This is a genomic window from Bacillus sp. TE8-1, assembly GCF_008368855.1.
GTDB classification, from domain to species: domain Bacteria; phylum Bacillota; class Bacilli; order Bacillales; family Bacillaceae_G; genus Bacillus_A; species Bacillus_A cereus.
In genome coordinates this window covers 26203-47713 of the sequence record NZ_QPET01000015.1, presented here as the reverse complement: position 1 = coordinate 47713, position 21511 = coordinate 26203, and the positions used below count along the sequence as shown (strand labels likewise).

Sequence of the window (21511 nt, the reverse complement as noted above, 5' to 3'; positions counted from 1 at the left end):
CATACACTGTTTATCCGTAGTTTTTAATATAAAAATGAAAAATAAATCATTATAAATATTGAGAAAGATGTGTCTGATAATTTTTAAAAACTGATGCAAAGAGGCTGCCTACATAGTAGACAGCCTGTAAAGTATTAACCCTTATGATATTTGTACATCCAAAGAAGACCAGATTTTAATAATCTCGGTACACGTCCCATTAACGGTTGGTTTGCGAGTAAACCAAATCCGTGTTTTTTACCAAGAGATCCTAGAACACCTTTTAATTTAATAACAGGTAGTTCATCAGGGAGTGGTTCATTATTCCAACGTTTTAATAATATTTGGACAATTTGTTCTCCTTGACCTTCAGCAAGTTGGGCAGATGGTGCATGTGGAAGTGCTGCGCAATCTCCTACAACGTAAACATGCTCGTTGTTTGGAATATTGTGATATTTCGTTAAGACAACCCGTCCGCTACCATCTTGTTCAACTGGAAGGTTTCGAACAACTTCATTTGCTTGAATACCAGCTGTCCAGACAATTGCATCACATTCAAGTGGTTCATCGTGATTATACACAATATTTGGTTCCACTTTTGTAATGTTAGAGTTTCGTATAATATTAACTTTATGTTTTACGAACCATTCTTCTACGTATCTACTTAATTTCTCTGGATACGGGAATAAAATTCTATCTTTTCGATCAAATAAATAGATTTTTAAATCAGAACGGCTTTCACGAAGTTCACTTGCTACTTCAACGCCACTTAAGCCAGCACCAACAACAGCTACTGTTGCATTTGGTTCTAGACTATTTAATTGTTCATATGTTTTACGTGTTTGTTCAATTGATTGTAGACTATGTGTATATTCCCTAGCCCCAGGAACGTTATGATATTTATCTTCACAGCCAAGTCCGATAATTAAGTCATCATATTGGATTGCTTCGCCGCCATCGAGATGAACAGCTTTTTCTTCGAGGTCAATATTTGTTACTGTGCCGTATTGAATATTGAGGCGTGGGTGTTCAGGAAACGGTATACGAATATGCGTTTCTGAAATAGTACCCGCAACTAATGCATAATATTCAGTTTTGAAGCAATGATATGGTACTTTGTCGATTAATGTCACTTGTACATCATCTGGAAGTTGGTTGCTTGGAAGTAGCCTTTGCAGAATTCTCATTCCACCGTAGCCGCCACCTAGTATTACGAGGTGTTTCATGATGGATTACCCCTTTTCTGTTGAAATATCCCCTAATCATAAAATTTTATATTAATAAAATATTTTGACTTTACTCAATCAAATTATATCGAATTTGTGAACAAATAACAATGCATGAATGAATACTCTGTTGTACAATAAGAAGAAAAGTAAAATAAACTGTTTTTCCTTTGTAGTTACTATTTCATTGGAAGTAGCATGTTATATAGAAGAAGTCATCTACTTTGAAGTGAAATAATGAAGTAACTAAATAGTTTAGACTGTGTAACGAAAACAACAAGAAACAGCTTAGTTTTCTTCTTATAGATAAAGTGAAAAGGTAATTTGTTTTGTAGTACAGGGGGGAGAATTTTGATTAAACCATTAATTGAATTTTGTGTAGGTAACCTTGCAAGTGGTTCACAAGCAGCTCTAGAAAAATTAGAAAAAGATCCGAATTTAGATGTAATGGAGTATGGTTGTCTAGGATATTGTGGTATTTGTTTTGAAGGACCGTTTGCACTTGTAAATGGTGAAGTTGTACAAGGTGCAACAGTAGAAGAGCTTGTTAATAATGTATATGAGTATTTGGATGAAAATCCAATGTTTTAAGGTGTTGCGAATTAGCAGCACCTTTTTTATTAGATAAAATGTGATTTCGATTGGGAAGGGCTAATATTAATTATTAGCTCTCCCCAATCGAAAATAGTGGAATAAATAAAAAAAGGCCCTTTTTAGAAGGGCTTTTTTCTTACACAAATTGTGTAAGAGTGGCTCATCGCCAAACGTTGTCAAATATGAGAAACGGGGGACATTCATATTGTGTTCTAAAAGCATGCATTTTATACTTAACATAACAAATTATTTTTGGAGTGAATATAAATGAGCCAATTTTCTTTTACAAAAATGCATGGTCTTGGCAATAGTTATATATATGTAAATATGTTTGAAGAGCAAATTCCTGAAGAAGATTTAGCCCTTGTGGCCGAAAAGGTTTCAAATATTAATACTGGTATTGGAGCAGACGGGATGATTTTAATTTGCCCTTCAGACGTAGCTCCGGTGAAAATGCGCATGTTTAATAATGATGGTTCTGAAGGAAAGAGCTGTGGTAACGGTTTACGCTGCGTAGCGAAATATGCGTATGAGCATAAACTAGTAGAAGAAACAGTTTTTACAATTGAAACGTTGGCTGGTATTGTAACGGCTGAAGTAACAGTAGAAGATGGTGTCGTGACATTAGCGAAAATCGATATGGGAGCACCGCGTCTAACACGTGCAGAAATACCGATGCTTGGTGAAGGTGAAACACCATTTATTCGTGAAAACTTCTTATACAATAATCATCGTTATGCATTTACAGCTGTTTCAATGGGAAATCCACATGCGGTTATTTTTGTTGATGATGTAGAAAAAGCACCTCTTACAACACTTGGACCAGTTCTCGAGACACATGAAATGTTTCCAGAGCGAGTAAATGTTGAGTTTATCGAAATTTTGAATGATGACGAGATGAACTTCCGCGTTTGGGAACGTGGATCTGGTGTAACGCAAGCTTGCGGAACAGGAGCGTGCGCTGCAGTTGTAGCTGCTATTTTAAATGGAAAGATGGAACGTGGTAAGGAAATTACAGTCCATTTAGCTGGCGGCGATTTAATGATTGCGTGGACTGAAGAAGGAAACGTGTTGATGAAAGGACCTGCGGAAGTAATTTGCCGCGGAGTGTATGAGTACAAGATAGAAGCGTAAAGATGTATAATGGACTAAGAACAGAAAGGAAGGTGTATTTCATGATTGAAGTAACAGAACAAGCAGCTTTTCAAATTAAAGATATGTTAAAAGATGCTGAAGATGGAGAGAAGTATGTGCGCCTTGCTGTACACGGCGGCGGATGTAGCGGTCTTTCTTACGGCTTAGGATTTGAAGTAGAACCAAAAGAAGACGACACAGTTCTTGAGTTTTTCGGTGTTGAATTTGTTATCGATACAGAAAGTGCTCCAATTGTTAAAGGAGTAAAAATTGACTATAAACAATCTATGCTTGGCGGCGGATTCACAATCGACAATCCAAACGCAATCGCATCATGCGGATGTGGATCATCTTTCCGTACAGCATCGAATGCTGGTAAGCCAGAAGAGTGCTAAGTTTTTAGCAGAAATAGAGAAAGACCTTTTTAGCGATAGAATAAAATCGTTAGAAAGGTCTTTTCTTTTGCCGTAAAAGCCCGATTACCAAGGCTAATCAATATTTCACTTTATTTTTGCATAGATGCAAGTATCAGTTAGTTGTTTGCCGTCAGCTGAAAAATCTTCATTACGTAATATCCCTTCAAGTTCAAAGCCTAGTTTTTCAGGGAGTGCACGACTTTTCGTGTTATTACATTCACATCGTATTTCAATCCTTCTAAATTTGAATAACTGAAATCCAAGGTTTGTTAACGCACTTACTGTTTCTGTCATATATCCACTGCCACTAAATTGCGTGTTAATCCAGTATCCAATTTCACATTTAGAAACCTTCCAATCAATTCGATGAAGGCTAGCTGTTCCAACAAAATCATTCGTCTCTTTATGATAGATAAGATAGCGAAAGCTTTCTCTTTTCAAAAAATCTATATGTGCATTTCTCAGAAGAATCTCCGTTTCTTCAACAGTAGGAATGGACTGAAATAAAGACAACCATTGCTTTAATTCATTAATGGAATCTTTAATAGCTTGTTGTACTATATCCCCTTCACCAGCTTGAAGTGGTGCTCGAAGAATGAGTCTGTCTGTTTCTATTTGTAACGGAACATCTAATAAAATAGAGTTCATATCATTTCTCCTCTCGAAAACTTTAAATTAGGACAGAATGAAACATATGTAAAAAACTTTCGTTCAAAAGTTAGAGAACAATAAATATATATTCAATTCATCATTTAGAAATCCTTTTTCATCTATTGACTTCTAATTTCTTTATCATTTATTTGAGCTTTAAGTTCTCTTTTTCTAGTTATAATGGAAGGATAGAAAGAGGGGGATATATGCTGGAAGATGTTTTTGAATTTGTATTGAAGTATGTTATAGGTTCTATTTTTAGATGTATAAGATACCTTGTGATAAATATTATAATGGAATGCATAATAGAAGGCGTAATAAATGGTATAAGAAAATTACGTGATAAGTGGCGAAATTGGCGTGAAAGACGTTATTGGCGGTAGTATAGCTGATGAGAGTGTGAAATAAAAACGTTATACAGAAGTTATGAAGAAGTTTAATGAAATGATAGCAAACCACTCGCATTTAGAATCTGTACTCGTTCCAATTGGTGACGGGATGACGATTTCTAAAGTGAAGAAATAATTATTATCTTACAAAAGTGTAATGTTCATGTCATGTTTTTGAATTTCTTCTTTAAGCTCTGGGCTTTAAGATAAGAATATAAGAAAAAACATATGAGGTGAAGGAAATGAAAAAATACATTGCACTATTTAGTATTTTAGTTGTATTCGCAAGCTTGTTAGTTGGTTGTGATTTAAACCGTATGGGTAAAGATGAGTACTACGTTCAAATTACAACTGATGGAATTGAAAAAAATGAGAAGTTTGATAACGGAGAGCCACATAAATATTTCGAGTATAAATTAAAAGGATTCGATAAAGGTGGAGAAGTAAAAGAATTAGAATTCACAGCTCCAAAAAATCTTCGTAAAGAAGCATTCCTACGCGTATACCACTCAGATAAAAAAGGTGTAACAGCTTGGGAAGAAGTGAAAAAAGACGAGCTTCCAGCGAAAGTGAAAGAAAAACTAAGTGTGAAATAAGACAGATAAAAAGGAATTGACGAACAGGGTCAATTCCTTTTTTTGTTTTCAAATTCTTCTTCTGAAATGACTTTAAATCCGTGTCTTTTAAATAAAGCAGTTGTCACTCCGAAACCAGTTTGCTTATTACCGTTAAATTCTCCAGTGTAAATCGTAGAACTACCACAAGATGGGCTGCGTTCTTTTAAAATAATATATTCTGGGTTTAAATTTTTAATTTGTTCTAATGCTTTATAAGCACCATTTACGAAAGCTGCTGTGACATCTTCGCCATCTTTTGTCATCACTTTCGCTTTTCCGTCTAAAACGTCATCGCCATTCCCGCCAATAATTTCAGCGGAAGGACGAGGCGTTGGTAATCCCCCTAATACTTCAGGACAAATGAGGACTGTATCTTCTTTTTGTAGTAGCTCCTCTATTTTTGAAACAAGATTGTCATTCCCGTCATAACGGCAAGCGATACCACCTAAACAAGCGCTAATTACGATCATATTTTCATCTCCATTAAAAAATATTAACTATCACGCCAATTTCGCTTCCTGCCTCTTACTTATAAAGAGGTGATATAAATGGGAAGCTTATATAATTTAATGAAACCATATAGTGAATTTCGAAGTAAAGAAGAGTTTAATACATATCAAAAACAAGTTTTGAAGTGCTACCGATTTCAATTGAATAAAACTGATTCTATCATTATTCATTTTTTAGGAAAATATGCGGTGAATGAGAAACAAAAAACAGTAGGAGTCGCTTGTCCATTAATGGGGACGATTGCGACGAATGTTGGAAAGAGTATTCGTACAGTACGCCGTTCAATTGCAAAGTTAGAGGAACTAGGAATTATAAAGCGTGTTGCAACAAAAGAGAGACATAAGCGCGGCGGGTATAGTGCGAACTTATATGTATTTCTTACATCTGCGATTGACCGCATGGATGACCGTATGCAAATGTCCGCTTGTAAAATTGAGGATAATGCAACTGGCTGTAGTAAAAATGAGCAAACAAGCGCTGGGGAAACAATTCTTTCTAAAAACATTCCACAAATAAAAGAGAAAAGAAAAGGAACGTACGAGCTTGATGAGACGTATTGCCGTCATGATATACCGAAGCCTTTTATATACGCACTGGTGCCGATGACGAGTAATCCGAAGAAAATTAATATATTTTGGAGTAAGGTCGAGCTTGCATATAAAAAGAGCGGGTTACTAGAACAAGGTGTTTTACTAGAGCAAATATTAGCTGACGAAGAAGTGTATGGAAATTTAATTTGGCGTGTGAAAAGTGTTGTAAGAGCATATAAATATGGGGAAATTCGTAAAGACATTGGGGGCACTTTTATACAGTACAGTGCGAAATTTATTTTTAGAGATTGGATTAGAATGGGGAGCAGCATTAAGGAGAAGTAAGGGAATATCACTATTTGATCCATTCAAAAAAGAGCCATGTGTATAATACATGACTCTAATTAGTTAATCGAACTTCCTTACAACTGGAACACGAATCGCTACAAATAGTACGAAGACGATAACAGCTATTGCACCACTTTTCATAACGGTTACGATTGGAATTCCTATTGCAAGTGCAATGGATGTGAATGCATAAGAGAGCGGGATAAAGCCCATTGATGATAGCATAAGTAAACTCATTACGCGTCCCATCATTTCTTCTTTGACTGTCGATTGAATCATTGCCATAAGCGGTACAATCGCCATTGCGATTGTAATACCGTAAAACATGCCAGCTAATAGTGCTTGCCAAAGTACGGTACTAAAGTTGATGGCTAAGAAGAATATACCAGACAATAGCATCATGATAATACAAAATAGACCGCGTCTACGATTAATATTTTTTAAACCGACAATGATAGCACCGATTGCCATTCCACCGCCTACAGATGCCTCTAAGTAACTAAACTGGAGCGAATCACCATGCAGAACGTTTTTAACAAAAAGCGGGAAACCAACTTGCATCGGACCGATTAAAAATAAGTTTAAAAAAGCGCTACAAATAAGGAAAGTTGAAAGGAATGGCGATTCCTTTACATATAAGATTCCTTCTTTAATGGAAGTGAACATACCTTTATCTGTATCTTTTTGTTCTGGCATCGTAAATTGTATTTTTTGAACGAGTATGGCAGCGACAATCAGTAATAAAATCGTAATGGAAAAGATTGTCTCATAGTTCGTAAATTTAATGAGAATTCCGCCAAGTACAGGGCCTAAGATGACCGATGCTTGGTTCGTCATTTGTGTAAGTGAATTCGCTTGTGTTAACCGGCTTTTTTCTACCAATTCCGGTAAGATAGATCCATCTGCTGACCAGAAGAAAGCATCAGCAAGTCCAAAGAATAAAGCGAATAAAGCAAATGTATATAGCGTTACATCACCAACGATAAACCATGTGAGAATGGTTGCGACAAGAATCGCTCGAATGATATTGGAGTAAAACATAATGTTTTTTTTCGGGAATTTATCAGCTACAGCGCCGCCGACAATCATAAAAATAAGCCTTGGAACACTAAGGGCTACGAAAACAACACCGAGTGAAGCTTCAAGGTTTAACGTTTTTGCTATGTACCACGTTTGTGAAAAAGTAAAAAAGGCTAAAGCAAAGCTTGAAAAAAGAGTAGCTGCCCAAAGAAAAAGGAAATTCGTATTTTTTAATAACGGTTTTCCGCTTCCTTCTAAAGCAGTTTTATTTTGTTGTAGTTCCTCCATATTGCTTCCTTTCTATGTGACAAATTTAAACTAAAAAACCAGTAAACGCCCGATTGGTTAGGGCTAATACTCAATGGGAGATGCCCTCCGCTGAGTATAGTTTCACTTTATACAGTTTCTAATATTTCTATACTGCACTTTCTCATTGTAGACAATAATAATGGATTTGCCCAGTAGCTATTTAACGACAAAAAAAGATGCCGAATGGGCATCTTTTTTTAGGCTAACGCAATATAAATATCCAATTGTGCATGATTTGGGTCTAATGCTCTTTCGTCATAAAGCTCAAAGTCTGTTGTGAAGGCACGTTTATTTTCTTTCGACCATTGCCAAATATATTCCCAAGCTTCGCAAACGACTTCAGCAACTGGTCCCTTTCTCGTTGTAAATACCGCATATGTAGCAGCAGGTATTGTTAAAGTTGTCATATTTTCAGGAACGTCTTCTAATGAAGAAACGGGCGTACCGATTGTGAATGTATATGTACCAGTTTCATCTGATTCGTAGTTTGAGTAGAAAGCAAATGTTGCTTTCGTTTTTTGGTTTGGGATGTGATGCATCATTTGTTCTTGGAAGTAGCGGTTCCAAAGCTCTGGGATTTTTCCTTTAGTAGATGCCTCTCTTTCGTTAGTCGTCGTAACTGAAACGCCGATTGCTTGGAAAGCTTCTTTTTTCATTATAATGGGCTCGTTAATCATGAAAATTCCTCCTTTAAAATAAGAACATTCGTTCTTGGTTTTAATATAACATATTTTTATATGTGAAGTTTTTTTTGAAAATTTTAATTATAAATAAAAAATAAGTAAAAAATGGTAAAATTTCTATTTCGTGTACAAATAGATTTGGGAGTATGTTAAGATTTTTATGTATCCTTTAACTGTTATATAAACCTATACAATAGGGCATTTTTTACTATGTTAAAAAATGGTGAAGGTTTGTATAAGTGTCCGATATGTATATATGCTATTTTTGATAAATTAAAATAGTAATATTCTATGAGATTTATATTGTTGACATTGGGATTTCAACGATACATTTTCGTAGGTCGGATTGTTGCGAGTGGATATATATTGCTATGTATACGGCTACGAAATTAAGTAGACGGATAGCAAGCATATAGAAAGGAGAAAGGTAGAAAATATGAAACAAGTATTGAAGTGTTTTAATGTCGTAACAATGATCACACTTCTCCTATCCATCATATTGCCTTCACCCAGTGCTTTTGCAGAGATAAATAAAAAAAGCTGGGATGAGTTACAAGGAAATGATGTGAAAATTAAGGCAGAGCAAGTAAATGCCGAAATATATAGGGGGGAAGTAGCTAAGAGGGAGCACGTATTTCAATATACGATTGAAAATACGGGAGATACACCAATTCAAGAATTGGTGCTTAAACAAAGTAATGAAAATAAAATTACGTTCCTCTCGCAATCTGTCAAAGTAAACGGAGAGAAGTTACCTGAAAATAAAGTAGCGGATTTCTATGTAGAAGAAAAAGATAAGGGAGGAAAACTTCTTTCTTCTAATCTTAAAATTCGAGATTTAAAATCACACGAAAAAATGACGGTGCTAATAAAGGCTAGCCGCACGCAGCATTTTAATAAAGAATACAAACAAAAGATTAGTGTGCAAAAAGATCAAGTACAAATAGGAAACATGTCTGTAGATGTTGAGGGAATCCCTTCTGAAGAAAAGGTAGCAGCTAATGCCGATGAGGAGGCTGACAGTAGTAAGAAAGAAGTTGGCCCATCAGCTAATAATACAATTAAAAAAGTTGATGAAAAGCTACAAGTATCTGTAGAAGATGAAAATAACCCTACATCAAAAACAGAACCATCAAAACAAACAGTAACCGAAGCTGAGAAACAGCCAGAAAAAGAGGCAGTAAAGCAGAGTGTTGCAGAAGTACAAGCTGCGTCAGAAAATGCTTCGAAGGTTCAAATCCAAACAGGAGATAAACAAGGGTTTGGAGATCCACTGTATTCTACAATTGCTGCTGGTAATTTAGTACAGACTGGTAATGTGACACTTGGTTTGACAACTGACCATTACGGCAGACAAAGTATGGGTTATAAAACGAACAAAATGACAGTGGACGTTGATAACGATAATAGTACTTTTAATTCGTCAACAGGCGCATTTCCTAACATTCCTGCTGGAAGTAAAGTAAAAAAGGCGTATTTGTTTTGGACAGCTGCAATGGGAACTGTAACTAGTACAAATGTTAATCAAAGAGTTAGTGATAATGATGTACGACAACCAGTCAAAATGAAAATGGGAAATAAAGAATATGCAGAGGTGCGTGCTGATAGCATACGAAAAGCGGATTACCTACCTTATATTTCTAATTACTCAGGTAGTGGCGCAGGATATGTTGCATATGCTGACGTAACAAATGTAATTGCACAGCAAGGTATTTCTCAAACGTTGACAGTTGCAAATGTGCCACAAATTAAAGATGTAACAGGTGGCGGTTATTACTGGGGTAACTGGAATCTTATATTAGTTTATGAAAACTATAAAGAAACAGTAAAAGACATGAAGATTTGGGAAGGGCTAGTCTCTCAAAAAAGCACAGCCTGGACAGATATTAGTGTTAATAAAATAAACACACCAAAAGAAGGTGCTTTTAAGGCGAAATTTAGTTATTTTTCATCGCAAGGTGATCCAGCTGAGAAAGATGGATATGCATATGATTATGGAGAATATGATTTTGGTGCTGGATATATAAAGATAAAAAATATTAACGGTAAAGACAATGATGCGAATGATTCGTCTATGACAGAAGTACAAGTAGATGGTACTAACGAGTTTGTTACAAAAAAATATCCAGGATATAAACCGGATTGGACAAATTCATTCAGTACTGACATTCATACGTATCATCTTGAAGGACCGACTCAAGTAAAGAATGATTTGAAAGAAGGAAAAATGCGTTTTAGAGCATATGGTGGTGGCGGTGATATTTACGTATTAAATAACGCCACATTCGTTACAGAGCATAATGCTCCAAACTTACAAGTTGATAAAAAGGCATTAGATAGTACCGGTAAAGAAGTTAAGGAAATTAAAGCTGGTGAAGAGTTTACGTATCAAATTGAAGTGAAAAATGATACGAAAAATAACCAAGCACCGGTATCGAATGTAAAAGGTTTTGATAAATTAGATGAACGTTTAGAGTATGTTCCGGGATCTATACAATATATTTCTGGAAGTAATACAGGAAATAAAACAGATGATGCAAGCGATGATGAGGCAGAGTTTGTAAATAATCAAATTGATTTCCGTGTTGGTGAAGGTGCTAATGCTAAAGACGGCGGTGTTTTAAAGCCTGGTGAAAGTGCCATTATAACATTCAAAGTAAAAGTGAAAGCTTCTGTACAATCAGATACAACAGTAAAAAATATCGTTGTTGTAAAGGGACAAGATAGTACCGAGGTAAATTATGAAACTGCAGATGATGCAGATATTACGGTTACGACTCCAAAAGAGATCCCTGGAGAAATAGAAGCTAAAAAAATAGCATCTAATAAAACACCGAAACTAGGTGACGAAGTAGAGTATCGTATTACATTTAAAAATAAGACAAAAGATGGACGTCTAGATGTATTGACGATTGAAGATGAATTACCAAGCAATCTTGAATACGTGAAAGATAGTTTGAAAGCAGAAGGTGCAAAACCAGAGCCAGTAGAGCTGAAGTTTGAAAATGGAAAAGTAATTGCAAAGTATCCAGAAATTATGGATATGGAAGAAAGAAGTATCGTCTTTAAAACAAAAGTAAAAGAAACTGCAAAAGTTGGTGAAGAAATTGTTAATAAAGCAACCGTTAGAGATAAAACAAATCCACCAAAGAATCTAGAAGAGAAGATTACACCACAGCATAAGGCCGGTAAAATTGCTGCAAAGAAAAAAGCAACAAATAAGAAGCCGAAGCTAGGAGAAGAAGTTGAATATCAAATTAGCTTCCAAAATACGGTGGAAAACGGAAAACTAGATGCAGTTACAATAGAAGATGAAATTCCAGCTAACTTAGAATTTGTTCAAGGCAGTGAGAGAGCTGAAGGTGCTGAGCCAAATCCAGTAGAGTTAAAAGTAGAAAATGGTAAGGTAATCGCAAAATATCCAGAGATTACGGATACAAAAGAGCGAAGCATTGCCTTTAAAGTGAAAGTAAAAGAAGAGGCAAAAGCCGGAGAAACGATTGTTAATAAAGCGGTTGTGAGTGAGCCGAATGGACAAACTGAGCATCCAGAAGAAAAGATTACGCCGGATTATAAATACGGTAAAGTGGATGTTGAAAAAAGCGTAACGAATCAAACACCAAAACTAGGAGAAGAAGTAGAATACCGAATTACATTTTATAATACGGTAGAAAACGGAAAACTAGAAAAGGTGCTAGTAGAAGATACACTACCTAAAGGTGTTGAATACGTGAAAGATAGTTTGAAAGCTGAAGGTATAAAACCAGAGCCAGTAGAACTAAAAGTGGAAGACGGAAAAGTAATGGCAAAGTATCCAGAAATTACGGATACAGAAAAAAGAAGTATTGTTTTTAAAGTGAAAGTAAAAGATTCGGCAAAAGTAGGGGAAGCAATCGTAAATAAAGCAATTGCAAAAGATCCGAAAAATGAGCCTGTTGAATCAAAGGTTGTTATTACACCGCAAAGTAAAAAAGGTGAAATTGCTGCTACAAAGGTAGTTAATAATAAGAAACCGAAGCTAGGCGAAGAAATCGAGTACCGCATTAGTTTTCATAATACGGTTGAGAACGGAAAACTAGAAGAGGTGCGAGTGGAAGATACAATTCCAAAAGGTCTTGAATATGTAGAAAATAGTATCAAGGCCGAAGGAGAAGCACCTGGACCAGTAGAATTAGCTGTTGAAAATGGAATAGTTAAAGCTAAGTATATCGATATTATGGATATGGAAGAAAGAAGTATCGTCTTTAAAGTAAAGGTGAAGGAAGAAGCAAAAGTAGATAAAGAGATTGTCAATAAAGCAATTGTTGATGATACGAAAAATCCACCGATTGAGCCGGAAGAAAGAATTACTCCGCAATATAAGGATGGAATAATTGATTCGAAGAAGACAGTAGATAATCCATCACCAAAACTAGGAGAAGAAGTAGAATACCGAATTAGATTTAAAAATACGGTAGAAAACGGAAAACTAGAAAAGGTAACGATAGAGGATACAATTCCTAACGGTTTAGAGTATGTAAAAGGCAGTGAAAAGGCTGAAGGTGATAAACCAGCTCCATTAAAGTTAAGTGTGAAAGATGGAAAAGTCATTGCTGAATACGAAAATATTACGGATATGAAAGAAAGAAGTATTGTCTTTAAGGTAAAGGTGAAGGAAGAAGCGGAAGTAGGTAAGGAAATCATTAATAAGGCAATTGTTGATGATATGAAGCATCCGAAAGAACCAGAAGCAAAAATTACACCATTACACAAAGATGGAAAAATTAAAGCGAAGAAAAGCGTAAATAATGAAACACCGAAGTTAGGAGAAGAAGTAGAATACCGAATTAGTATGAAAAATACGGTAAAGAACGGAAAGCTAACAGACGTGACAATAGAGGATACTTTACCAGAAGGTTTAGAGTATGTAGAAAATAGTTTGAAAGCAGAAGGTGCCGGAACAGATTCAGTAGAGCTGAAATTTGAAAATGGTAAGGTAATGGCAAAATATCCAGAAATTATGGATACAGAAGAAAGAAGTATCGTTTTTAAAGTGAAAGTAAAAGAAGGAGTAACAGTCGGTAAAAAAATCATTAATAAAGCAAATATTGATGATTCGCAAAATAAGCCAGTTAATCCGACTGCGGAAATTATTCCTCAGTATAAAGATGGAAAACTTGAAGCGAAAAAGATGGTAAATAATGAAACGCCGAAGTTAGGAGAAGAAGTGGAATACCGAATCAGCTTTAAAAATACGGTAGAACATGGAAAGCTAACAGAGGTAAAGATAGAAGATGATTTACCAAATGGATTAGAGTATGTGAAAGATAGTGTAAAAGCAGTAGGTGCTAAGCCAGCTCCAGTGGAATTGAAATTTGAAAACGGTAAGGTAATGGCGAAGTATCCTGAGATTACAGATACAAAAGAGAGAAGTATTACCTTTAAAGTGAAAGTAAAAGGTAAAGTGAGCGATTCGATTGTTAATGAAGCGATTGTGAGCGATACGAAACATCCGCCAGAAACACCGACAGCAGAAATTATTCCGCAACATAAAGACGGAAAAGTGAAAGCGAAGAAGACGGTAAATAATGAAACGCCGAAGTTAGGAGAAGAAGTAGAATACCGAATTAGTTTTAAAAACACGGTAGAAGACGGAAAACTAGCAGAGGTGAAAATAGAAGATACTTTACCCGAAGGTTTAGAGTACGTAGAAAACAGTGTGAAAGCAGAAGGTTCTAAGCCGGATCCAGTAGAATTGAAAGTGGAAAATGGTAAGGTAATGGCGAAGTATCCAGAGATTACGGATACAGAAGAAAGAAGTATCACTTTTAAAGTGAAAGTAAAAGATGAAGTGAAAGTCGGTAAAAAAATCGTCAATAAAGCAATTATTGATGATACGAAAAATGAGCCAGAAACACCGACGGCAGAAATTACTCCACAGCATAAAGACGGAAAAGTGGAAGCGAAGAAGACGGTAAATAATGAAACGCCGAAGTTAGGAGAAGAAGTGGAATACCGAATTAGCTTTAAAAATAAGGTAGAAAACGGAAAGCTAGCAGAGTTAAAAATAGAAGACGATTTACCAAATGGATTAGAGTATGTGAAAGATAGTTTACGAGCAGAAGGTTCTAAGCCAAATCCGGTAGAACTGAAAGTGAAAGATGGAAAAGTAATCGCAAAATATCCAGAAATTACGGATCTAGAAGAAAGAAGTATCGTCTTTAAAGCAAAAGTAAAAGAAGAATTTAAGGTTGGTGAAGGCATTGTCAATAAAGTAGTTGTTGATGATACAAAAGATCCAACAACTTCAGAAGTAACAATTACGCCAGAATATAAAGACGGTAAGCTTAAAGCGGAGAAATTTGTAAACAATAAAAAACCGAAATTAGGAGAAGAAGTAGAATACCGAATTAGTTTTAAAAACACGGTAGAAAACGGAAAACTAGTAGAGGTTACAGTAGAAGATGAAATTCCAGCTGGATTAGAGTATGTAGAGAACAGTTTACAAGCAGAAGGATCTAAGCCTAGTCCAGTAGAATTGAAATTTGAAAACGGTAAGGTAATGGCAAAGTATCTAGAAATTACCGATACAAAAGAAAGAAGTATTATCTTTAAAGTGAAAGTAAAAGAAGAGGTAGAAATAGGTAAGGAGATTGTTAATAAAGCAATCGTAGTAGATACAAAAAATAAGCCAGAAGAGCCTCATGTGGAAATTACTCCGCAATATAAAGATGGTAAAATTGCTGCGCAGAAAGTGGCAAATAATCATAAACCGAAACTAGGAGAAGAAGTAGAATATCGAATTAGTTTTAAAAATACGATAGAAAACGGGAAACTAGCAGAGGTAAATATAAAGGATGCCTTACCAAATGGTTTAGAGTATGTAGAAGGCAGCATCACAGCAGAAGGTTCTAAACCGAAACCAGTAGAGCTACATGTGAAAAATAATAAAGTAATGGCAAAGTATCCAGCTATTACAGATACAGAGGAAAGAAGTATTGTCTTTAAAGCGAAGGTAAAAGAAAGCGCAAAAGTGGGAGAAGAAATCGTAAATGAGGCGATTGTGGATGATACAAAGAATGTACCAGAAGAGCCTTATGTATCGATTACACCACAATATAAAGATGGAAAAATTGAGGCAAGAAAAGAAGTAAGTAATCGTGAACCGAAGTTAGGTGAGGAAATCGAATATCGAATTATTTTTAATAATACGGTGAAAGATGGAAAACTAGTAGAGGTAAAGATAGAAGATAAAATTCCAGCTGGATTAGAGTTTGTAGAAGGAAGCGAAAAGGCTGAAGGTGAAGAGCCAAAACCAGTGGAGTTGAAAGTAGAAAATGGTAAGGTAATGGCAAAGTATTCAGAGATTATGGATACGAAAGAAAGAAGTATCGTCTTTAAAGTGAAGGTGAAAGATTCGGTTACAATAGGTAAGGACATTACAAATAAAGCGATTATCCACGTTGATGATCCGAACCACCCTATAACTGAACCGACAGCGAAAATTACACCGCAATATAAAGACGGTAAAATTGCTGCTCATAAAAAGGTGAATAATCATAAACCGAAGCTAGGTGAGGAAATCGAATACCTAATTTCATTTAATAATACGGTGAAAGATGGACAGCTGGCAGAAGTGAAAATTGAGGATGAAATTCCGTCTGGTTTAGAGTATGTGAAAAATAGTCTAAAAGCAGAAGGTGATAAGCCAGCCCCAGTAGAGTTGAAAGAAGAAGCTGGTAAGGTTAGTGCGAAGTATGAAAATATCACTGACATGAAAGAAAGAAGTATTATCTTTAAAGTGAAGGTGAAAGATTCTGTTGAAGTGGACAAAGCAATTGTAAATAAAGCAATTGTTGATGATACAAAAAATCCACCAGAGCGACCAGAAGTAGATATTACACCGCAGTATAAAGCTGGTAAATTTAAAGCTGATAAAAAGGTAAGCAAAAAAGATCCAAAGCTAGGAGAAGAAGTAGAGTACCGAATTAGTTTTAAAAATACGGTAGAAAACGGAAAACTAGCAGAAGTGAAAATTGAGGATCAATTACCAACTGGCTTAGGGTATGTGAAGGATAGTTTAAAATCAGAAGGTAATGAACCGAATCCAGTAGAGCTAAAAGAAGAAGCTGGAAAAATCACAGCGAAGTATGAAAATATTACTGATACAGCTGAGCGTAGTATTAGCTTTAAAGTGAAAGTAACGGAAGTAGCAAAAGTCGGTAAGAAAATCGTGAATACGGCAATTGTGGATGATGACAATCCGAAGAATCCTCCGCAAAAACCAGAAGCGATTATTACGCCGGAGTATAAGGACGGAAAACTAAAAGCTGAGAAAACAGTAAATAATCCAGCTCCAAAATTAGGAGAAGAAGTAGAGTATCGAATTACTTTCCGTAACGTAGTAGAGCATGGAAAAGTAGCGAAGGTGAAGATTAAGGATGAATTACCAACTGGCTTAGAGTTTGTAGAAGGTAGTGAAAGAGCCGAGGGAGAGAATCCGAAACCGTTGTATGTGAAAGTGAAAAACGGAATCGTCCTTGCGGAATATCCAGAAATTACGGATATGAAAGAAAGAAGTATCGTCTTTAAAGTGAAAGTGAAAGAAAAAGCTAAAGTAGGCGAAGAGATTGTGAACAAGGCGATTGTGGAAGATACAATAAATCCACCAGAGCAACCGAATATCTCTATTCAGCCTCAATATAAAGATGGTGCATTACAAGTAGAAAAAACAGTAAGTAATCATGAACCAAAGTTAGGAGAAGAAGTAGAATATCGAATTAGCTTTGAAAATACGGTAGAGAACGGAAAACTAACTGAGGTAAAGGTAGAAGATGAAATTCCAGCCGGTTTAGAATACGTACAAGATAGTATAAAGTCTGATGGGCCGGAACCACATCCGGTGGAACTTAAAGTAGAGAATGGAAAAGTAACAGCAAAGTATCCAGAAATTACGGATACGAAAAAAAGAAGTATCATCTTTAAAGCGAAAGTACAAGAAACGGTACAAGTAGGAAAAGAAATTATAAACAAGGCGGTTGTGGATGATAATAATCCGACAAATCCACCGATTGAGTCACTTGTACCAATTACACCGCAATATAAAGATGGGAAACTAGAGGCAAGGAAAGAAGTAAGTAATCATGAACCAAAGCTAGGGGAAGAAATCGAATATCGAATTACTTTTAACGGCATAGTAGATGGCGGGAAGTTAGTTGATGTAAAGATTGAAGATGAAATTCCGTCTGGTTTAGAGTATGTGAAAGATAGTCTGAAGGCTGTAGGTGATAAGCCTGTACCAACAGAACTTAAAGTTGAAAATGAAAAAGTAACAGTGAAGTATCCAGAAATTACGGATACGAAAGAAAGAAGTATCATCTTTAAAGTAAAGGTAAAAGAATCAGTAAAAGTTGGAGAGGAAATAACAAATAAAGCGATTATTCACGTAGATGATCCAAATCATCCAGTTATGGAACCGACAGCGACAATAAAGCCACAATATAAAGATGGTAAGGTAAAAGCAACGAAGACAGTAAGTAATAAAGAACCGAAGCTAGGAGAAGAAATCGAATACCGAATTAGCTTTGAAAATACGGTAGAAAACGGAAAAATAGCAGAGGTAAAGATAGAAGATGAAATTCCAGCCGGTTTAGAGTACGTGCAAGATAGTATTCGATTTGAAGGGGCTGAACCAAATCCAGTAGAGTTAAAAATGGAGTTTGGAAAAGTAATAGCGAAGTATCTAGAAATTACAGATACAAAAGAACGTAGTATTATTTTTAAAGCGAAGGTAAAAGCAGCACCAAGTAAAGGGATAACAAATAGAGCGATAGTGGACGATAGAATAAATCCACCACTTGAGCCTACAGTTACAATTTTACCGAAAACAAAAGAAGATTTTAAGATACCAGAAGATCCGAAAGAACCAGAAGTGAAGCCGGAAGATCCGAAAGAACCAGAAGTGAAACCGGAAGATCCGAAAGAACCGAAAGAACCGAAAGAACCGAAAGAACCGACAGAACCAGAAGTGAAACCAGCCGAAAGAACCGAAAGAGCCAGAAGTGAAACCGGAAGATCCGAAAGAGAACCAGAAGTGAAACCGGAGGATCCGAAAGAGCCAGAAGTGAAACCAGAAGTAAGATTGGAAAAATTAATTAAAGAGCCGCAAGTAAAAACAGAAAGAGAATTACCGAAAACAGGGGCAGCGTCTCCATGGATGATGTCAGTTGGTGCTGGAATTTCATTCTTAGTTGGCGGAGTATTATTCGTATTAGGTAGAAGAAGAAAACAATAATTTTTTTAGACGAAAAGCACACTGAGTTCGATAGTTTATCGAATTCAGTGTGCTTTCGTGGTATATAAAATAAAAGCTCCTTCCACGTATGGAAGGAGCTTTTATTTTTACATATTAAAACATGCTTGAGCTATGCATTGGTTGAAGTTTTGCATTTGGATCGAAGTAAGCTTTTGCATTGTTTACTGCTGTTGGTGCTTCACCGAAGCCGCAAGCAATGAGTTTTACTTTTCCTTCATATGTACAAATGTCACCAGCAGCGTAAATGCCAGGAATATTTGTTTCCATTTTTGAATTTACAAGGATGCTGTTTTTTTGTATATCTAAGCCCCAGTTTTTAATTGGGCCAAGAGAAGAAACGAAGCCATAGTTTACAATTACGTCATCAACATCGATGATAACTTTTTCTTCAGTTTTTACGTGCTGAAGAACGACTTGTTCAATTTTGTCATCACCAATGAGTTCAACTGGAACATACGGTGTACTTACTTCTGCACGAGAATTCATTAAGTTTTCGACGCTATGTTCATGCGCACGGAATTTATCGCGGCGATGAACGATTGTAACTTTTTCAGCGATCGGTTCTAACATCATTGTCCAATCAACAGCTGAATCGCCGCCGCCAAATACTACGACGCGCTTACCAGCAAATTTATTCATATCATCAACGAAATAATGTAAGTTTTTCTTTTCGTATTTCGCTGTACCTTCTAATTCTAAGCGGCGTGGTTGGAAAGCACCATTGCCAGCAGTAATAATAACTGATTTAGAATAGTGAGTTTGCTTATTCGTAACAAGTTTAAATATACCGTCAGCTTGTTTCTCAAGCGTATCGACAGCTTCTTCTAAACAAACGGTTGGGTCAAATTTCTTCATTTGCTCTTTTAAGTTATCAACTAATTCTTGTGCGCGCACTTTTGGGAATCCAGCTACATCATAAATGTATTTTTCAGGGTAGAGTGCGGATAATTGTCCTCCAAGTTGAGGTAAGCTTTCAATGATTTTTACACTTGCTTGTCTCATACCGCCATAAAATGCTGTGAACAGTCCCGTTGGACCACCACCAATAATTGTTATGTCGTAAACTTTTTGATTTTCTGCCACTTTCATTCCCCCTATAGATGGAATTTTGATATTGATTTCATATATTGTTCATATGTACAAGAAAATCCTGCAAATGATGATACTTTCAAATAAATGATAGCATATTTGAGTTCATAATACTTCTGAAAACGACTGAATTGTGTGTAAGTTTTCGCATAGGTTCTTTTTTATTGTATAAAATATACAGAAAGGAAAATACATGAAAAAAAGGCTAAAAAACCCTTGAAAACGCTATGTTATTTTAAAATATTGATAATTCTCCAGACGCTTGAATTCTGGAATAAAACCGACTAATATAGGGAAGTATTATGTTAAATTTCTATGACAAAATTCGTACGATTTTTTGACTGCGTTTTGTTATGATATAGAATGTGATAAATTCCACATTCTTGACAAATAGAGTTTTTAGTACTTGGTATTATTTTTCATTACTATTATATAAAGAAAAGGGTTGTGATTTGGTGAAGACTCCAAAAATCGTAGTTTTAGGTGCAGGTTATGGCGGGATGATTACGACTGTTCGTCTGCAAAAAGCATTATCTGTAAATGAAGCTGAAATTACGCTAGTAAACAACAACAGCTATCACTACCAAGCGACTTGGTTACACGAGAGCGCAGCTGGTACATTACAAGATGAAAAAATCTGTCTAGATATTCAAGACGTTATTGATACAAATAAAGTGAACTTTGTACAAGACACAGTAGTAGAAATTAAAGCTGCTGAAAAACGCATTATCTTAAAAGACGGCGAGTTAGAGTATGACTACTTAGTAATTGGTCTTGGTTTCGAATCAGAAACATTCGGAATTACAGGATTAAAAGAGCATGCATTCTCAATCGCTAACATTAATGCAACTCGTGAAATTCGTGAGCATATGGAAGCTAGTTTCTCTAAATATGCAACTGAACAACGCGATGAGTTAGTAACAATCGTTGTTGGTGGTGCTGGATTTACTGGTATCGAGTACGTAGGTGAGCTTGCAAACCGTGTTCCTGAACTTTGCAAAGAGTACAATGTACCACGTGAAAAAGCACGTATCATCTGTGTAGAAGCTGCTCCAACAGCACTTCCAGGTTTCGATCCAGCGTTAGTAGAATACGCTGTAAAACAACTTGAGAAAAAAGGTGTAGAATTCCGCATCGGTACAGCAATTAAAGAAGCAACTGAAGAAGGTATTATCGTTGCGAATGGCGATGACACTGAATTAATTAAGTCTGAAACAGTAGTTTGGGCTGCAGGTGTTCGTGGTAACGGTATTGTGGAAGAGTCTGGATTTGAAGCAATGCGCGGACGTGTAAAAGTTGATGAGTACATGCATGCTCCAGGATACGAAGATGTATTCATGGTTGGTGACGCAGCGTTAATCATTAATGAAGAAATTAACCGTCCATACCCACCAACAGCACAAATCGCAATTCAACAAGGTTACAATATTGCACACAACTTAACTGTATTAGTTCGTGGTAAAGGCGAAATGAAGAAATTCGCATTTGATAATAAAGGATCTGTATGTTCTTTAGGTCATGACGATGCAATGGGCGTTGTTATGGGTAAAAAGTTAACAGGTTGGAAAGCTTCCTTCATGAAGAAAGTAATCGATAACCGTTACCTATTCTTATTAGGTGGACCTTTATTAGTTCTTAAAAAAGGTAAATTAAAGTTCTTTTAATATATATTAGAAAAAGCAGAAACGGCTAAGAGCTGTTTCTGCTTTTTTCATATTAAAA

At 35.9% G+C, this 21511-nt stretch carries 11 protein-coding genes and 3 pseudogenes; 8 read left to right on the top strand and 6 right to left on the bottom strand.

Annotated elements, in window-relative coordinates; translation table 11 throughout:
- Nucleotides 1-134 precede the first annotated feature (134 nt).
- A complete protein-coding gene (locus tag DN404_RS15935) occupies nucleotides 135-1205 on the bottom strand; it encodes an NAD(P)/FAD-dependent oxidoreductase (protein ID WP_000682079.1) in 1071 nt (356 codons plus the stop codon).
- A gap of 351 nt (nucleotides 1206-1556) precedes the next feature.
- On the opposite strand from DN404_RS15935, the gene DN404_RS15930 reads away from it, so the two are divergent.
- From DN404_RS15930 to DN404_RS15920, 3 genes are all read left to right on the top strand, one after another.
- Nucleotides 1557-1796, top strand: coding sequence for a YuzB family protein (locus DN404_RS15930; RefSeq protein WP_000595026.1), 240 nt, complete (start codon nucleotides 1557-1559; stop codon nucleotides 1794-1796).
- A 270-nt stretch (nucleotides 1797-2066) separates the two neighbouring features.
- Nucleotides 2067-2933 (top strand): diaminopimelate epimerase, encoded by an 867-nt coding sequence (gene dapF / locus DN404_RS15925; RefSeq protein ID WP_000077396.1) that lies wholly within the window; start codon nucleotides 2067-2069, stop codon nucleotides 2931-2933.
- A 41-nt stretch (nucleotides 2934-2974) separates the two neighbouring features.
- Nucleotides 2975-3328, top strand: a complete 354-nt coding sequence (locus tag DN404_RS15920; RefSeq protein WP_000573825.1) for a HesB/IscA family protein — start codon at nucleotides 2975-2977, stop codon at nucleotides 3326-3328.
- A 105-nt stretch (nucleotides 3329-3433) separates the two neighbouring features.
- Here DN404_RS15920 and DN404_RS15915 read toward each other — a convergent pair whose 3' ends face one another.
- A complete protein-coding gene (locus tag DN404_RS15915) occupies nucleotides 3434-3997 on the bottom strand; it encodes a GNAT family N-acetyltransferase (protein ID WP_001084691.1) in 564 nt (187 codons plus the stop codon).
- Nucleotides 3998-4375: 378 nt separating this feature from the next.
- Here DN404_RS15915 and DN404_RS15910 point away from each other — a divergent pair.
- A pseudogene (locus tag DN404_RS15910) lies at nucleotides 4376-4525 on the top strand (methyltransferase); the annotation flags it as partial.
- Between the two features lie 106 nt (nucleotides 4526-4631).
- Nucleotides 4632-4985: a YxeA family protein gene (locus DN404_RS15905; RefSeq protein WP_016123682.1), complete on the top strand. Its 354-nt coding sequence runs from the start codon at nucleotides 4632-4634 to the stop codon at nucleotides 4983-4985.
- Between the two features lie 29 nt (nucleotides 4986-5014).
- On the opposite strand, the gene DN404_RS15900 is transcribed toward DN404_RS15905, so the two are convergent.
- On the bottom strand, nucleotides 5015-5476 hold the full coding sequence (locus tag DN404_RS15900) for a 2-thiouracil desulfurase family protein (RefSeq protein WP_016123681.1): 462 nt from the start codon (nucleotides 5474-5476) through the stop codon (nucleotides 5015-5017).
- A 78-nt stretch (nucleotides 5477-5554) separates the two neighbouring features.
- Here DN404_RS15900 and DN404_RS15895 point away from each other — a divergent pair.
- Nucleotides 5555-6437, top strand: a pseudogene (locus DN404_RS15895) (helix-turn-helix domain-containing protein).
- 17 nt (nucleotides 6438-6454) lie between these two features.
- Here the strand turns inward: DN404_RS15895 and DN404_RS15890 are convergent.
- A complete protein-coding gene (locus DN404_RS15890; RefSeq protein WP_000391940.1) occupies nucleotides 6455-7702 on the bottom strand; it encodes an MFS transporter in 1248 nt (415 codons plus the stop codon).
- Between the two features lie 218 nt (nucleotides 7703-7920).
- Nucleotides 7921-8400 (bottom strand): GyrI-like domain-containing protein, encoded by a 480-nt coding sequence (locus DN404_RS15885; RefSeq protein WP_000606648.1) that lies wholly within the window; start codon nucleotides 8398-8400, stop codon nucleotides 7921-7923.
- Nucleotides 8401-8842: 442 nt separating this feature from the next.
- On the opposite strand from DN404_RS15885, the pseudogene DN404_RS15880 reads away from it, so the two are divergent.
- Nucleotides 8843-18679: pseudogene (locus DN404_RS15880) on the top strand (isopeptide-forming domain-containing fimbrial protein).
- A gap of 114 nt (nucleotides 18680-18793) precedes the next feature.
- Here DN404_RS15880 and DN404_RS15875 read toward each other — a convergent pair.
- Nucleotides 18794-19783 (bottom strand): NAD(P)/FAD-dependent oxidoreductase, encoded by a 990-nt coding sequence (locus DN404_RS15875; RefSeq protein ID WP_000829785.1) that lies wholly within the window; start codon nucleotides 19781-19783, stop codon nucleotides 18794-18796.
- 461 nt (nucleotides 19784-20244) lie between these two features.
- Here DN404_RS15875 and DN404_RS15870 point away from each other — a divergent pair, with 461 nt between their 5' ends.
- The gene (locus DN404_RS15870) at nucleotides 20245-21453 is read left to right on the top strand and encodes an NAD(P)/FAD-dependent oxidoreductase (RefSeq protein WP_000856612.1); all 1209 of its coding nucleotides are present in this window, start codon (nucleotides 20245-20247) and stop codon (nucleotides 21451-21453) included.
- Nucleotides 21454-21511 lie beyond the last annotated feature (58 nt).

Coding starts and splice junctions, on each gene's coding strand:
- DN404_RS15915 (WP_001084691.1), bottom strand. CDS start 3,997: ATGAACTCTATTTTATTAGATGTTCCGTTACAAATAGAAACAGACAGA.
- DN404_RS15900 (WP_016123681.1), bottom strand. CDS start 5,476: ATGATCGTAATTAGCGCTTGTTTAGGTGGTATCGCTTGCCGTTATGAC.
- DN404_RS15920 (WP_000573825.1), top strand. CDS start 2,975: ATGATTGAAGTAACAGAACAAGCAGCTTTTCAAATTAAAGATATGTTA.
- DN404_RS15935 (WP_000682079.1), bottom strand. CDS start 1,205: ATGAAACACCTCGTAATACTAGGTGGCGGCTACGGTGGAATGAGAATT.
- DN404_RS15890 (WP_000391940.1), bottom strand. CDS start 7,702: ATGGAGGAACTACAACAAAATAAAACTGCTTTAGAAGGAAGCGGAAAA.
- dapF (WP_000077396.1), top strand. CDS start 2,067: ATGAGCCAATTTTCTTTTACAAAAATGCATGGTCTTGGCAATAGTTAT.
- DN404_RS15905 (WP_016123682.1), top strand. CDS start 4,632: ATGAAAAAATACATTGCACTATTTAGTATTTTAGTTGTATTCGCAAGC.
- DN404_RS15885 (WP_000606648.1), bottom strand. CDS start 8,400: ATGATTAACGAGCCCATTATAATGAAAAAAGAAGCTTTCCAAGCAATC.